This is a genomic window from Photobacterium sp. TLY01 (assembly GCF_021432065.1).
GTDB classification, from domain to species: Bacteria; Pseudomonadota; Gammaproteobacteria; order Enterobacterales; family Vibrionaceae; genus Photobacterium; species Photobacterium halotolerans_A.
Genome location: NZ_CP090364.1, coordinates 2,222,016 through 2,237,891, shown reverse-complemented (window position 1 = coordinate 2,237,891; position 15,876 = coordinate 2,222,016). Strand labels below are relative to the sequence as shown.

At 52.5% G+C, this 15,876-nt stretch carries 13 protein-coding genes; 6 read left to right on the top strand and 7 right to left on the bottom strand.

Annotated features, from left to right (window positions below):
* Positions 1-116 precede the first annotated feature (116 nt).
* The 3 genes from infA to aat form a co-directional block, all read right to left on the bottom strand.
* Positions 117-335, bottom strand: a complete 219-nt coding sequence (gene infA, locus LN341_RS10630; RefSeq protein WP_027252769.1) for a translation initiation factor IF-1 — start codon at positions 333-335, stop codon at positions 117-119.
* Between the two features lie 175 nt (positions 336-510).
* Positions 511-1,200 (bottom strand): arginyltransferase, encoded by a 690-nt coding sequence (locus LN341_RS10625; RefSeq protein WP_234203267.1) that lies wholly within the window; start codon positions 1,198-1,200, stop codon positions 511-513.
* A gap of 9 nt (positions 1,201-1,209) precedes the next feature.
* Positions 1,210-1,911: a leucyl/phenylalanyl-tRNA--protein transferase gene (gene aat / locus LN341_RS10620; protein WP_046218644.1), complete on the bottom strand. Its 702-nt coding sequence runs from the start codon at positions 1,909-1,911 to the stop codon at positions 1,210-1,212.
* Between the two features lie 30 nt (positions 1,912-1,941).
* Between aat and LN341_RS10615 the strand changes: the two genes are divergently transcribed.
* Complete coding sequence (locus tag LN341_RS10615; protein ID WP_046218643.1) at positions 1,942-2,406, top strand: glycine zipper 2TM domain-containing protein; 465 nt, start codon at positions 1,942-1,944, stop codon at positions 2,404-2,406.
* A gap of 63 nt (positions 2,407-2,469) precedes the next feature.
* Here LN341_RS10615 and cydC read toward each other — a convergent pair whose 3' ends face one another.
* From cydC to ald, 4 genes are all read right to left on the bottom strand, one after another.
* A complete protein-coding gene (gene cydC / locus LN341_RS10610) occupies positions 2,470-4,191 on the bottom strand; it encodes a cysteine/glutathione ABC transporter ATP-binding protein/permease CydC (protein WP_234203266.1) in 1,722 nt (573 codons plus the stop codon).
* Positions 4,184-5,956, bottom strand: coding sequence for a cysteine/glutathione ABC transporter permease/ATP-binding protein CydD (gene cydD / locus LN341_RS10605; RefSeq protein ID WP_234203265.1), 1,773 nt, complete (start codon positions 5,954-5,956; stop codon positions 4,184-4,186). Before cydD ends, cydC begins: the two co-directional genes overlap by 8 nt.
* Positions 5,957-6,052: 96 nt before the next feature.
* Positions 6,053-7,012, bottom strand: a complete 960-nt coding sequence (gene trxB, locus LN341_RS10600; RefSeq protein WP_046218640.1) for a thioredoxin-disulfide reductase — start codon at positions 7,010-7,012, stop codon at positions 6,053-6,055.
* Positions 7,013-7,176: 164 nt separating this feature from the next.
* Positions 7,177-8,298, bottom strand: a complete 1,122-nt coding sequence (ald, locus tag LN341_RS10595) for an alanine dehydrogenase (RefSeq protein WP_234203264.1) — start codon at positions 8,296-8,298, stop codon at positions 7,177-7,179.
* A gap of 156 nt (positions 8,299-8,454) precedes the next feature.
* Here ald and lrp point away from each other — a divergent pair, with 156 nt between their 5' ends.
* From lrp to serS, 5 genes are all read left to right on the top strand, one after another.
* Entirely contained in the window at positions 8,455-8,949 is a 495-nt protein-coding gene (lrp, locus tag LN341_RS10590) for a leucine-responsive transcriptional regulator Lrp (protein ID WP_027252761.1), read from the top strand.
* A 437-nt stretch (positions 8,950-9,386) separates the two neighbouring features.
* Entirely contained in the window at positions 9,387-12,362 is a 2,976-nt protein-coding gene (locus LN341_RS10585) for a DNA translocase FtsK (protein ID WP_234203263.1), read from the top strand.
* 33 nt (positions 12,363-12,395) lie between these two features.
* On the top strand, positions 12,396-12,992 hold the full coding sequence (gene lolA, locus LN341_RS10580; protein WP_370643743.1) for an outer membrane lipoprotein chaperone LolA: 597 nt from the start codon (positions 12,396-12,398) through the stop codon (positions 12,990-12,992).
* A gap of 71 nt (positions 12,993-13,063) precedes the next feature.
* A complete protein-coding gene (locus LN341_RS10575; RefSeq protein WP_234203262.1) occupies positions 13,064-14,401 on the top strand; it encodes a replication-associated recombination protein A in 1,338 nt (445 codons plus the stop codon).
* 124 nt (positions 14,402-14,525) lie between these two features.
* Positions 14,526-15,818, top strand: coding sequence for a serine--tRNA ligase (serS, locus tag LN341_RS10570; protein WP_046218637.1), 1,293 nt, complete (start codon positions 14,526-14,528; stop codon positions 15,816-15,818).
* Positions 15,819-15,876 lie beyond the last annotated feature (58 nt).

The following is a 15,876-nucleotide window of genomic DNA, read 5'->3' as shown; positions in this document are numbered from 1 at the left end:
GCGCCAATAAAAACGGGACCTGAGCGTCCCGTTTTTTATGCCTTGGTGATTAAGGCAAAGAATTGTGTGCTTTTCGTAACTGGGGGGCAGTTTGCGCTTCACCAGCCCGGCACAAATTAGCGTGAACGGAAGACGATGCGGCCTTTAGACAGATCGTAAGGCGTCAGCTCAACTGTCACCTTGTCGCCGGTCAGGATACGGATGTAGTTTTTGCGCATTTTGCCAGAGATGTGTGCAGTCACTACGTGACCGTTTTCCAGCTCAACGCGGAACATAGTATTCGGTAGTGTATCCAGTACAGTACCTTGCATTTCGATTACGTCTTCTTTTGCCATTGAATCCTCTTAGGCTACCGTGCCTTGCATCTGATTGGGCCGGATAATGCCTTGAAACTGTTTAAGTGTAAAGTTCAGGCCCGCAATTTTACCCTCGCTGCTGCGCTTTGTCAGCTTTTGTTGCAAACTTCGTTCCTTTTAATGGGGCAGAGGCTGGGGAGAATTCACTGCACTTTTATTGCCATTCGCCCCGAACCAGCTTTTGGTAAGGCTTGAAGCGGGTTTTATAGTTCATTGCAGGGCAATCATCAATCTGGTAACCCGGGTAGAGCCAGCGGCGCCCGGTGTCCCGGCAGTATTGGATTTGTGTGAGCACGCAGAGGGTTCCGAGCGATAACGGGTGGTTCGGCTCGAAGAAGGTATAGACAGCGCTCAGCGCCTGGTCAAAAAAATCGGTGACGGCAATAGCGACTAAGCGCTCATTCTGGTAGAGGTGCAAAAAACGGGTGTCCATCCAGTTTGCCTGACAAAACTCAAAAAACTGCTGCCTGCTGGCCGGATACATGGCCCCGTGCGCGTGTCTTTCCCGAATATATTGTTCATAGAGAGGAAACCAGCCGTCATCAAGCTGGGATTTAAATTCTGCTTGAAAGCTGCTCAGTTGTTTTAATTGTCTTTTTTGACTTTTACTGGGGGAAAAGTGAGCACAGTCAACGCGCAGGGGAGTACAGGCGTGGCAGCGTTCGCACATCGGTTTGTAAATAGCCTGACCACTGCGGCGATACCCGCAGCCAAGCAGCGCACTGTAACCAGAAGCGGTGAGCCAGCGATGGTCGACGACGACACCAAGTTGCTCTTTTTGCTCAGGTAAATAACTGCAGCTGATTTCTGGTGTAAAGCCTAAACGTACAGTGGGAAGACTCATGGTAACCTACTAAGCAATGACCTGGGGCGAATAACAACCTGATCTAAGTATGGCGCATCTCTGCTGCTCTAAGGTTTGCAAAAATGCGTCACGAGAAACATCCTGTGCGCCCAGAGAAGCAAGGTGCGAATTCATAATCTGGCAGTCGATCAGAGTGCCATGATGTGCACTGAAATGCCGGCAGAAATGCCAGAATGCGATCTTGGATGCGTTGTCTGCGAGAGAAAACATAGATTCACCGCAAAATACTGTCCCCACACTGATACCATATAAGCCACCAACCAGCTGACCGTCCTGCCAGACTTCAACGGAATGGCAATGGCCCTGGTTATGTAAGTGCTGATACGCTTGAATCATCGCTGAAGTAATCCAGGTGGCATCAACGCCGCGGCTGTATGCACATTGCTCAATGACCTGATGACAGGCATGGTTCAGAGTGACCTGATAGCCTGATTTGCGGTAAAACTTTTTCAGACTCTTACTTGGCTGAAAAATCTCTGGCAGGATAATCGCTCTGGGAGACGGGCTCCACCACAACAGGGGCTCACCTTCAGCGTACCAGGGGAAGATACCTTGCCGGTAAGCATGAATCAGTCGCTGGGCACTGAGATCACCACCAAAGGCCAACAGGCCATTGGGATCATCAAGCGCCGTGCTCGGATGGGGAAACTGTAAGTCGACTGAGTCGAGCTCAGGCAAATATATAGCCATATAAATACAATGTAGGTGGAGAATATCCGTATGAGAAAGTGGTTATGGTTCGTTTTGCTGTTTTCATCGGTGTTGCACGCTGCGCCTTATAACCGGAATCAGGCGCGTCCGGTCAACCAGGTAGTATTCGGTCAACTGGAAACGGTACGTTATATTACCCAGCAGCAAGTGGTCAACTCCGAACATAACGGCTGGCAAACTTTATTGGGTGCAGTTGTTGGGGGCTTGATAGGGAATCAGTTCGGCGGAGGACATGGCCGAGAGGTGGCGACCACGGTTGGTGCTTTGGCGGGCGCCGGAGTTGCCTATCAAAACCAACCTATTGGCCAATCAATCCGGCAGTACAAATTGGTGGAGCTGTTGATAAAAACGGAGGAGGGTAAGCTGGTAGATGTGATTCAGGATATTGATCCGAACATGCTGTTTCAGTCAGGCGATAATGTCCGGATCCTATATTTTGACGACGGTGTCAGAGTGGATCGCACCTATCCTTAGTCTGTCCATGGCAGAATGAAAGAAAGGCGCTGGAATCACTCCAACGCCTTTTTGTTACATGGGCTAAACTCTGCGCCAGAGTTCAGCATAGCGCCCATTCAGGGCCATCAGCGAAGCGTGATTGCCACGTTCTATGATGTCGCCTTGATCCATCAGACATATCTGATCCATTTGCTCCAGTCCGACCAGACGATGGGTAATGAAGACAACCGTTTTTCCCGGCATATGCTCGAACAGCAAAGACAAAATCTGTTGTTCAGTCCGGCGATCCAACCCTTCGGTTGGTTCATCGAGCAGCAAAATGGGAGCATCATGTAAAAGCGCACGGGCGATGCCTATCCGGCGACGTTCGCCGCCGGAAATTTGCCGGCCACCATCACCCAGCCAGGTATTCAGGCTATTCCCATCCAGCAGTTTCTCCAGCCCCACTTTGGTCAGTACGGCTGACAGTTCACTGTCGGTTGCGTCCGGTTTGGCTAATTGCAGGTTATCGCGAACTGTGCCGTTAAAGATATCGACACGCTGGCTGACCACGCTCACAGCATCACGCAATGCCGCTTCCTGCCATTGAGAAAGCGGTGTGCCATCCAGGATGATCTCACCTTGCTGGGGATCCCAGTTCCGGGTCAGCAATTGCAGCAGGGTTGATTTACCGCAGCCTGTACGGCCAAGCAGTGCCATTTTTTCACCGGCTTTGAGCTCGAGAGAGACCTGGTTAAGCACGGCTTGTTCGCTGCCGAAGTAGCTGAAGCTGACGTTGCGAACCTGAATCTCGCCGCGAACACTGGCCTGATGGCCTTGCGGGTCAAACTGTGTGTCGGGTGTCGCATGAATAATTTCATTCAGTCGTCTGGCTGAAGAGAGCGTTTGCCCCAGGTACTGAAAAGCCCCGGCAACCGGCATCATCAGCTCAAAACTGGCCATGGTGGCAAAAGCAACCAGCGCTATCATAGGGTCGGGCGTATTGCCCCCCACACCGTCAGCGGCTAACCACAGCATAAGTACCAGAGACCATCCGGTGACCAGCAGCAGCATCGCATTGGCCATTCCTGTCAGGCTGGCCATGCGGCGCTGTGCCTGCAGCAATTGGTGCTGCTCGCTCAGTGTCTGTTCTCTGTATGCAGGTTCTGCATTAAACAGTAACAGTTCGGCCTGACCCTGTAACCAGTCGAGCAGGCGTATTCTGAATCCGGCTTTGGCCATGGTCAGCGTTTCACCGTGTTTCTTGCCCAGCTTGTAGAAAATAACCGGCAGAGCAAGCATTAAAGTGAACAACAGACACCCAAGTACTAAGGCAAGCGCCGGGTCAAACCAGGCCAGAAAGCCGCTTATCGCAAGAATACCAATTCCCCCAATTACCAAGGGGCTGATCAGCCGCAGGTAGACATGGTCCATTGCATCCACATCGGCAACCAGGCGGTTGAGTAAATCGGCGTCGCGCAGATTGGTCTGACGGCCAGGGATCAGCGGGATGAGCTTACGGAAGAAGAAAATGCGCAGGTCGGCCAGCAGCTTGAAGGTTGCATTGTGGCTGACAACACGCTCTCCCCAGCGGCCTGCGGTACGGGCGATGGAAAAACCACGCACACCTGATGCCGGTAGCATGTAGTTGAAGGTTTCACGGGCAATTGTCATACCCGCAACGGCAGAGGCGGCAAGGAACCAGCCAGACAGAGTCAGTAGGCTCATGGCAGCTAAAAGGGTCGCCAGACCCAGCAACATCCCCAGCGTCAGGCCAAACCAATGGCGACGGTAGAGTTTAATGTAAGGGATTAAATCACGCATCGAGATCCCTCTTATTTGTGTGTGACAACATGTCTGCGAGTAAGCCTTCGCGGCTGATCTGGCTGAAATGACCTTGTTGAACGATTTGACCGTTTTCCAGCACCAGCACTTTATCCATACTGGTTAACTGGTCGAGACGGTGGCTGATCATCAAAGTCGTCTGGCCTTGGGTTGCCTGATTTAAGCTTTGCTGTACCAGGTGTTCACTGTTGGCGTCCAGGCTGGCTGTGGGCTCATCCAGCAGCCAGAAACTGCCGTTCTGAAGCAGGGCGCGGGCGACGGCCAGCCGCTGTGCCTGACCTACGGACAGGCCGGCTGAACGATCACCGACCGGATGATCCAAGCCAAGTTCCAGATGCTGGATAAACTCATGGGCAAACGCGTTTTCCGCCACTTGCCGGACATGTTCGTCGGTGGCGTTAGGATTCCCCAGCATGATATTGTCGCGAATACTGCCGTGAATCAGCAGCGGGTTTTGGCCAACCCAGCTGATAGACTGACGCCACTGGGCCGGGTTGATCTCACGCAGTTCAGCACCATTGACTTTGATGCTGCCTTCATAGGGCAGAAAACCCAACAGAGCATTCAGCAGGCTGGTTTTACCTGCGCCGCTGGGGCCAACCAGAGCCACTTGTTGTTTGGCATCAATCTCAAAACTCAGCGGGCCAGCCAGCACCTGCCCTTGCGGACTGAGCACTTTTACGTCGGTCAGGCTGATGTGGATAGTCTCGGGAGAGGGCAGTGGCTGTTTGCCCTCACTCATGTTGTCGGCTTGGGTATTGAGGAAAGTCACGATGGATTCTGCGGCGCCAATGGCTTGCGCTTTGGCGTGGTAAAAGGTGCCCAGATCTCTCAGTGGCTGATAGAACTCAGGTGCCAGCAGCAGAATAAAGAAGCCGGTAAATAAAGTGATTGGCAAGCCATAGTGGCCGAAGTCCAGCTCACCAATGAAAGAAAAACCAAAATAGACAGCAACCAGTGCGATGGAAATGGCCGTGAAAAATTCCAGTACTGCGGATGACAGAAAGGCCATACGCAGCACTTCCATCGTACGTTTGCGCAGTGTATCGGCAGCATCGTGCAGGTTTTCGGCTTCGGCATCAGCCCGGTTGAACAGTCGCAGTGTGGCCAGGCCCTGCAGGCGGTCATAAAAGTGACCGGACAGGCGTTGCATGGCCGTAAAGTTGCGTCGGCTTGCATCAGCTGCGCCCATACCGACCAGAGCCATGAACAAGGGCACTAACGGCGCTGTGATCAGGAAAATCAGACCGGCCGCCCAGTTAAACGGGAATACCGCCACCAAAATGACCACAGGAATCAGGACAGACAGCGCCATCTGGGGGATATAGCGGGCAAAGAAATCCTGCATTTCCTCGACCTGTTCCAGAATCAGACTGGCCCAGGAACCGGCGGGGCGACCTTTGATAAACGCCGGGCCAAGCTGATGCAGTCGCTGGATGATGAGCTGACGGATGTGCAGGCGGATCTGCTCCCCGCACCGGTAGCCTGCGACTTCCCGTCCCCAGCTGCAGGCGGCACGAAGTGCAACCACAGCAATCAGGCCGGCAAAATGCGGGATCAGCTGGTGTTTGTCCGTCTGTTCAATGATCAGTTGCTGCAATATGTAGGCGAGCAGTCCGGCCTGGGCAACCAGGAGAAGCCCCGACAGGAATCCCATGCCGACACTCAGCATGAGCCAGGGTTTGGCAAGTTTGCTTTGCGATTTTAACCATTTGGTCAATTCGCGCTGTAATTGTTTATCCATTTTTTAGAGTAGCGCTGTCTGGTTGGTCAAATTCTGGTTTCCCAAAGGGGGAAGGCAAAAAAGCCACGGTCGATTGCCGTGGCTGTCTTTTCAGTTTTACTTGCTGTTTAACGCGTCAAGGTAGCGTTCCGCATCCAGTGCAGCCATGCAGCCTGTCCCGGCAGAGGTAATCGCCTGACGGTAGATGTGATCCATGACATCGCCGGCAGCAAATACACCAGGAACGCTGGTTTGCGTCGCATTGCCTTCCAAACCGGACTGGACTTTGATATAGCCATTTTCCATGGCCAGCTGCCCGGTAAAGATGCCGGTATTCGGCTGGTGGCCGATCGCAATGAACACACCCATCACGTCCAGATCTTCCGTGTTATCAGACTGGGTTTCTTTCAGGCGTACACCGGTCACGCCCATGTCATCCCCCAGCACTTCATCCAGGGTGCGATCCGTGTGCAGGACGATATTGCCGTGATTGACTTTGTCCATCAGGCGATCGATAAGAATTTTCTCGGCGCGGAAAGTGTCACGTCTGTGGATCAGATGTACTTCAGAGGCAATATTTGCCAGATACAAGGCTTCTTCTACTGCGGTATTACCGCCGCCGACTACAGCAACTTTCTGATTACGGTAGAAAAAGCCGTCGCAGGTGGCGCAGGCCGAGACACCGCGGCCCTGGAAAGCCTGTTCAGATTCCAGACCAATATATTTAGCGGACGCGCCGGTGGCGATGATCAATGCATCGCAGGTGTATTCACCGTTATCGCCTTTCAGAAGGAAAGGGCGCTGGCTGAAATCGGTTTCGTTGATGTGATCGAAAATGATCTCGGTATTGAATTTTTCAGCATGCGCTTTCATGCGATCCATCAGTGCCGGACCTGTCAGTCCTTCCGCGTCGCCAGGCCAGTTTTCAACTTCTGTCGTCGTGGTAAGCTGGCCGCCTTGCTGCATGCCAGTAATCATGACTGGATTGAGATTGGCACGGGCCGCGTAAACAGCTGCCGTATAACCGGCGGGGCCAGAACCTAGGATGAGTAGTTTACTGTGTTTTGCGTTACTCATTGTTTCTCCAGACTTAGTCAGCGTCACTTATCAATAAGGCATCGATTGTAGGGAAAATGCAGGCGTAAGGAAAGAGCAGACCATAGCTGTGCCGTAAACTCAAAGAAAAAGCGCCGGAAACTATGTTTTCAGCGCTCAGGTCAGCGAAACAGCACGGGCACATGTTAGTGCATGCTGAGGGCAACCGTCGGATCGGTATAGTGAAGATTGAAGGCTTCAGCGACTTCGCGACAGGTCACTTTACCGTGAATGACATTTAATCCGGCCAGAAATCCTGGGTCGTCCAGCAATGCCTGTTTATAGCCTTTCCCGGCCAGCTGAATAATGTAGGGTAATGTGGCATTGTTCAGCGCAAATGCCGAAGTGCGCGCCACCGCACCGGGCATATTGGCGACACAGTAGTGCACCACATTGTCGACAATAAAGGTTGGATGGGTATGTGTGGTCGGATGAGAAGTCTCAAAACAGCCGCCCTGATCAATCGCTACGTCAACAAGGCATGAGCCGTGCTTCATAGCTTTAACGTGATCGGCCGTGATGAGTTTCGGGGCCGCAGCACCAGGGATCAGCACTGCGCCGATGATCACATCGGTATCCGGCACCAGGCGGTCAATCAGATCGTCGGTCGAGTAAAGCAACTTCACTTTGCCCTGAAACTCGCAGTCCAGTGCCCGTAGCGTATCCAGATTGCGATCCAGCACAGTGACATCGGCCCGCATCCCCACCGCCAGACGGGCGGCATTGGAACCCACAACGCCGCCGCCTAAAATGAGGACTTTAGCCGGTTCTACGCCGGGTACGCCACTGAGCAGTAAACCTCTTCCGCCGCGGGAATTTTCCAGGGTTTGCGCAGCGGCCTGAACGGACATCCTGCCGGCCACTTCAGACATGGGCGCCAGTAACGGAAGGCGGCCTTTGTTGTCTTTTACCGTTTCATAAGCAATACAAATAGATTTGCTCTGAATCAGCTCCTTTGTTTGCTCATAATCAGGGGCCAGATGCAGATAAGTGAACAGAATTTGCCCTTCGCGAAGCATGGCTCTTTCGACGGTCTGGGGTTCTTTTACTTTAATAATTAGCTCTGATCTGGTAAAAACTTCTGAAGCAGTCGAAAGAATCGTTGCTCCGGCAGACTGATAATCTGCATCGGACAACCCTATACCTGCTCCGGCCTGGGTTTCAATCAGTACCTGATGACCCAGCGAAACCAGTTCTCTGACACTACTGGTAACAAGGCCAACTCGGTATTCGTGGTCTTTGATTTCTTTAGGCACACCGATGATCATGCTGTGCTCCTTGATCTATGTAGCAGGGTTAGCTATGGACAAGGTTGAAATGACAGAGCTAATGGCAGTATAGTTTGACTAAAAGAGTATTTGATACTAAATAACTAGTAGATGTAGTATATTTTTTTGCAAGGAAGTAAATAGGTGGAATAAAAAATGGTAGATACCAAAAAGAAACCCTCCAAGGAGTTGGATCGCATCGACCGCAACATTCTGAACGAACTTCAGAAGGACGGACGAATTTCAAACGTTGAGTTGTCTAAACGTGTTGGACTGTCTCCAACCCCTTGTCTGGAGCGTGTACGTCGCCTGGAGCGCCAGGGGTATATCAGCGGCTATACTGCGCTGCTGAACCCGCAATATCTGGATGCCTCTCTGCTGGTTTTCGTTGAAATTACCCTGAACCGTGGTGCCCCTGATGTCTTTGAGCAATTTAACCGTTCGGTTCAGGAGCTGGAAGATATTCAAGAGTGTCATCTGGTGTCGGGCGATTTCGACTATCTGTTAAAAACACGTGTATCGGACATGTCTGCATACCGTAAGCTGCTGGGTGAAACCCTGCTGCGCTTACCGGGTGTGAATGACACCCGTACCTATGTAGTTATGGAAGAAGTAAAACAGACCAATAACCTGGTGATCAAAACACGTTAATTGGCCCTGAGCCAGTCTGATTTACGACAATACCAAGCGGCCTTGCGCCGCTTGTTTTGTTTTTGTGGCTGTCATAGCGTTTTTTGTCTCAACTGCTGAAAAAGTCAGCATCCCATCATCTATTTGACATTGAGATGAATTATTTGTGTTATCAACCCACTACAATTAAAACGGGTTTGGCGAAGCTACGTGAGCGAAAGGTTGTCCAACGGGGTGTATCAGGATGTTCATGATGTTGTTCACATCGTTTTCCTACTTTGCTCCCACATTTTCTCAGGCAGGTCACATTCCCTGTTAAGTGGTATAAAATAGGCCACATCGCCAAGCCTGATGAGGTGGCTTGACTGTATCGGACAAACGCATATTCAGCTGGGTCACCCACAGGACGTTGATTACCCCCGGCTTACAGCCAGTATTAGCAAGACCGGAGAGAGTTTTTGAGGAAAGTTAGAGGCAAAACTCAGCCTATACGCCTGTCAGGCGGACAGCGCCTGCTGGAAAGTTTTTTAATCATCGGTATTCTTGCCGCTGTGTATCTTATGGTTGCCCTGGTCAGTTTTAACCCGGCTGATCCCTCCTGGTCGCAAACGGCCTGGCAGGGCACAGTGCAGAATAAAGCTGGCGCCTTCGGTGCCATGGTGGCTGACACCGCCTTTTTCACTTTTGGATCGCTGGCGTATCCGTTACCGCTTGTGATGCTGGGAGTGACCTGGATCATGTTCCGTCGTCGAGGTGAACGGGAATCTGCGGACTACATGATCTACGGGACGCGCCTGCTCGGCCTGCTGCTACTGTTTCTGACCAGTTGTGGGCTTGCCGATCTGAACTTTGATGATATCTGGTACTTTTCCTCCGGCGGTGTGATTGGTGATGTGGTCGCCAATCTGACTTTGCCGCTGTTTAGCCTGCTTGGCACGACCCTGGTTCTGATGTTTTTATGGGCGGTTGGGTTTACCCTGTTAACCGGTATTTCTTGGTTGCGCGTGGTGGATGGCATCGGGGAGACCACCCTAGGGATGTTAGGCTGGCTGCTCAATAGAATTCGCGGCGAACAGCCGCAGACACTGACGCCTTTTGCTGCCGATATTCCTGACGAAAGTCAGACGGCTTATGCTGCCAGGTTAGTGAATAATCCGGACGAGACCGACATTGATGAGGATGACGTCTTACTGCGTCGTTCAGAGCGTATTGCCTATACTCCAAGACCGCTGGCCGACATTCAGGTTTCGGATACGGCTGCTGAGAAACACGCCCGAATGCAATCGCCTCAAACTGAGGTGAAATCGTCGCCGTCACACGCACCCGTGCAATCAGAACCTGCCATTGTGATGCCAGAACGCAGCAAGCCAGTAACTGCTTCAGCCCGTCAGCCGTTGGGGTCCAATCCGGAGATCGCGGGTGTGACGATTGATGATTTGCAGTCTCAGCTGGCTGAAAATGACGATTACAGCGTGTATGCCGCCGAATCGGAAGAGCGTCAGGCCGATGCCCAGGTGGTCAGTGATGATCTGCCGGCGCAGAACAGGGTAGACGAACCCTCTATCGGCGATCTGTCTCTGGTGGGTGAAGCACCCGTCATGTCTGAGTACGAATCTGTGTCAGAGCAAGATGATACTGTTGCTGCACCTGATGCTGATCTTCCCTGGGAAGCAGAGGCGTCAGATGAAGAGGAATGCCTGGATGACGGTCGTGAGGCGGATATTGAGATCGGTGTTCACGATGGGATGTCGGAGCTGGAGCGGGCAGGTATGGCGTCAGACGCTGAGTATGACGATGATGCTGATGACGAAGAGTCTGATGAAGAGGCTTTCCAGCGCAAGATCCGTGAAGCACAGCAGGCACAACAGCAGCAGGCGTATGCCGCAGGGTTGGATAATCCGTTCCTGGTGAAAAAAGACGTCGATTTACCCAAACCCACCTCACCGATGCCGACCCTGGATCTCCTGCAACCGCCGTCGCAAAATGTGCAGCCGACCAGCGAAGAAGAATTAAAGAATACCGCCCGTCTGGTGGAAGCCAAACTGGCGGATTACAAAATTAAAGCCAAGGTGGTCGGGATTTATCCCGGCCCCGTGATCACCCGCTATGAGCTGGATTTGGCACCCGGTGTGAAAGTAAGCCGCATCTCAGGGCTGGCAAAAGATCTGGCCCGTGCTTTGTCTGCCTATGCGGTGCGGGTTGTGGAAGTGATCCCGGGTAAACCTTATATCGGTCTGGAACTCCCGAACGAGAACCGTGAAACCGTGTATATGTCTGAAGTGCTGGGTAGTGAGCGCTTTATGAACATGCGCGGCCCGCTTCCGATTGTGCTGGGCTATGACATTGCCGGTGAGGCTGTTGCCGCTGATCTGAGCAAAATGCCTCACTTACTGGTGGCCGGTACGACGGGTTCTGGTAAATCTGTAGGTGTCAACGTGATGATCCTCAGCCTGCTTTACAAATGTAAGCCGGAGGATTGCCGTTTCATCATGATTGACCCGAAAATGCTGGAATTGTCTATCTACGAGGGTATTCCGCATCTGCTGACCGAAGTCGTCACGGACATGAAAGACGCCGGCAATGCGCTTCGCTGGTGTGTGGGTGAAATGGAACGCCGCTACAAACTGATGGCTGCGGTAGGGGTGCGAAACCTGGCCGGTTACAATGCCAAGCTCAAAGAAGCCGCTGCCGCCGGGCATCCGATTCACGATCCGCTGTGGAAACCTGGCGATAGTCTGGACGAACATCCACCGCTGTTGGAGAAAATGCCAAGTATTGTGGTCATAGTGGATGAGTTTGCCGATCTCATGATGGTGGTCGGCAAGAAAGTGGAGGAGCTGATCGCTCGTCTGGCGCAGAAAGCACGAGCTTCGGGGATTCATCTGGTGCTGGCGACTCAGCGTCCGTCGGTCGATGTGATTACCGGTCTGATCAAGGCCAATATTCCAAGCCGTATGGCGTTTACCGTCTCAACCAAGACAGATTCACGGACTATTCTGGATCAGGGGGGGGCAGAATCGCTGCTGGGCATGGGTGATATGTTGTACCTGCCGGCAGGTCAAAGTCACACCATCCGTGTTCACGGTGCCTTTGCATCCGATGATGATGTCCATAATGTGGTGAACGACTGGAAAGCCCGGGGTAAACCACAGTATATCGATGGGATCCTGAATTCTGATCAGGGCTCGGAAGCTATGTTGCCAGGGGAAACCTCATCCGGTGGTGAAGACGATCTTGATCAGCTCTTTGATCAGGTTGCAGCTTTTGTGGCCGAGAGCCGTCGCGGATCCGTTTCAGGCGTTCAACGCCGTTTCAAAATTGGCTATAACCGCGCCGCCCGTATTGTAGAACAGCTGGAAGCACACGGTATTGTCAGTCCTCCGGGCCATAATGGTAACCGAGAAGTTCTGGCGCCGGCTCCGGCAGGAGATTGATGTATGATGAAAAATCAGCAAATAACAAAAACCATTCAGGGCGTTCTTCTGGCCGCTGCGTTCTTGCCTGCTCTGGCATTTGCCAGCGCTCAGCAGGAGTTGAGTCAGCGGTTGAACAAAGTTGATGCCTTCAGCGCAACGTTCACTCAGAAGGTCACCAGTCCTGAAGGGGAGTTGCTGGTCGAGGGCGAAGGGAATGTTTCGGTTCAGCGTCCGAATCTGTTCAGATGGCATGCTGACACCCCGGATGAAAATCTGCTGGTGTCTGACGGTCGCACCCTGTGGTATTACACCCCGATGGTTGAGCAGGTGACCGCGATGAATCTGGATGATGCGACCGCGCAAACACCATTTGTTTTGTTGATTCGCAATCAGAATCAGGATTGGGCGAAATACAATGTGGCTCAGACGGCTGATACCTTTACCCTGACGCCGAAAGACAGCGCCGCAGCGACCGGAAAATTTGTGGTCACAGTCGGCCGGGACGGTCAGGTCCGCGGGTTTTCCGTCGAAGAGCAGGATGGCCAGCTCAGCCAGTTTCGCTTTGCCCGGTTTGCCCGCGGGAAGCAAGATCGTCAGCAATACAGTTTTACTCCGCCTTCCGGCGTAGAACTGGACGATAAGCGCTGATTGCGTTAAAAACGAGAGTGTCTTATATCAGGCGGTAGGAATACCGCCTTTTTTAGTAATGGGTGGTCAGCGTGGATAATCTCAGTCTCAATTTTTCCTCGGATTTTCGCCCTCTGGCTGCACGAATGCGCCCGCGAACCGTTGAAGAGTACATTGGTCAGCAACATATACTCGGTCAGGGCAAGCCGTTACGACGAGCGCTGGAAGCCGGGCATCTGCACTCCATGATTCTCTGGGGCCCGCCCGGCACCGGTAAAACAACATTAGCCGAAGTTGCGGCCCACTATGCCAATGCTGAAGTGGAGCGTGTGTCGGCGGTGACCTCGGGTGTGAAAGAGATTCGTGCTGCCATCGATAAAGCGCGTCAGAACCAGCATGCCGGCCGGCGAACCATTCTGTTTGTCGATGAGGTGCACCGTTTCAATAAAAGCCAGCAGGATGCATTCTTGCCGCATATTGAAGATGGCACAGTGACCTTTATCGGCGCGACTACTGAAAACCCGTCTTTTGAGCTGAATAACGCGCTGCTGTCCCGCGCCCGGGTCTATAAACTCAAGTCACTCACTCAGGATGACATCCTGACTGTGATTGACCAGGCGATGAATGACCGGACACGGGGCTTGAAAGAGGACAGCCTGACTTTTGCACCGGATGTGAAAGAAAACCTGGCGGCGCTGGTGAATGGCGATGCGCGTATGTCGCTGAACTACCTGGAACTGCTGGCAGATATGGCAGAGGCGCATCAGGGGAGTAAAGTCATCACTTTAGATCTTCTGGCTGAAGTTGCCGGTGAGAAGGTCACCCGTTTTGATAACAAAGGTGATCTCTGGTACGACATGATTTCCGCGGTGCATAAGTCCATTCGCGGATCCAGTCCGGATGGCGCCTTATACTGGTATGCCCGTATGCTACAGGCTGGTTGTGATCCCCTTTATGTTGCCCGCCGTCTACTGGCCATCGCGTCTGAAGATGTCGGCAATGCCGACCCCCGTGGGATGCAGGTTGCGATTGCTGCCTGGGATTGTTTTACGCGGGTGGGCGCTTATGAAGGTGAAAGGGCAATCGCGCAAGCCATTGTCTATCTGGCCTCTGCACCCAAAAGTAATGCGGTCTACACTGCCTTTAATCAGGCAAAAGCGGATGCGGCGAATCTGCCCGACTATGAAGTCCCGCCGCATCTGAGAAATGCGCCGACTAAACTCATGAAAGAGCTGGGATATGGCGCAGAATATCGCTATGCCCATGACGAGCCAGGCGCATATGCGGCAGGGGAGTGCTATTTACCTCCCGAGCTTCAGGGCAGGAAGTACTATCAGCCTTCAGAGCGAGGCTTAGAGAGTAAAATTGGTGAGAAGCTGGAATATCTGGCCTCACTGGACGCAAAAAGCCCGCAGAAACGCTATCAATAATCAGGCTTTTTGGGTATCGTTTATCAACTTGCGTTAGGGATTCTAACGTATTCAGATTTCAACTTATTTAACCCGCGAACGGGTTAAATTTTGTGCAACATTCTATGACGAGCACAGGATTAGCATGCTAGATTCAAAACTTCTTCGAACTGAGCTGGACGCGACAGCAGAAAAATTAGCGCACCGTGGGTATACCCTTGATGTAGAAACCCTTCGTTCCCTGGAAGAGCAACGGAAGTCCATCCAGGTGAAAACGGAAGAACTGCAGTCCTTACGTAATTCCCGCTCGAAGCTAATTGGTCAGCTGAAAGGCAAAGGCGAGCACGAAGAAGCCGATAAAGTCATGGCAGAAGTTGCCGGTCTGGGCGCTGAGCTGGATGAGGCGAAAAAAGCCCTGGCTGAGATACAGTCTCAGCTCAGCGATATTGAGCTGTCTATTCCGAACATTGCGGACGAGTCTGCGCCAATTGGTAAAGACGAAGACGATAACGTCGAAATTTCTCGCTGGGGCGAACCTAAGACTTACGATTTTGAAGTGAAAGATCACGTTGATCTGGGCGAGATGGCTGAAGGTCTGGACTTTGCCAGCGCAGTAAAATTGTCTGGCTCCCGTTTTATCGTCATGAAAGGTCAGTTTGCCCGCCTGCACCGTGCACTGGCGCAGTTCATGCTCGATCTTCACACCCAGGAGCATGGCTATACTGAAATGTATGTCCCTTACCTGGTCAATCAGGACAGTCTGTACGGTACGGGCCAGCTGCCGAAATTCGGTGAAGATCTGTTCAATACCAAGCCTGCGACGGAAGAAGGCGTTGGCATGTCACTGATCCCGACCGCGGAAGTGCCGCTGACCAATATGGTGCGCGATACCATCGTTGATGAAGCTGAGCTGCCAATTAAGATGACGGCACATACACCATGCTTCCGTTCTGAAGCCGGCTCCTATGGACGTGATACCCGCGGCCTGATCCGTATGCACCAGTTCGATAAAGTAGAACTGGTTCAGATCACCCGTCCGGAAGATTCCATGGCGGCATTGGAAGAGCTGACCGGTCAGGCTGAGAAAGTGCTGCAACTGCTGCAACTGCCTTATCGTAAAGTGATTCTGTGTACGGGTGATATGGGCTTTGGCGCCATGAAGACGTACGATCTGGAAGTCTGGCTGCCGGCGCAGAATACGTACCGTGAGATCTCTTCCTGCTCGAATGTGGGTGATTTCCAGGCACGCCGGATGCAGGCACGCTTCCGCCGCAAAGGCGAGAAGAAGCCTGAGCTGGTGCACACTCTGAATGGCTCTGGTCTGGCCGTTGGCCGCACTATGGTGGCTGTGCTGGAAAATTACCAGCAGGCCGATGGCCGAATTGAAATCCCTGAAGTGCTGCGTCCGTACATGGGCGGTCTGACCCATATCGGTTAATCATCCGTGATGACAGTCAAAATGAAAAACCCAGCCTGCGTGCTGGGTTTTTTTATAG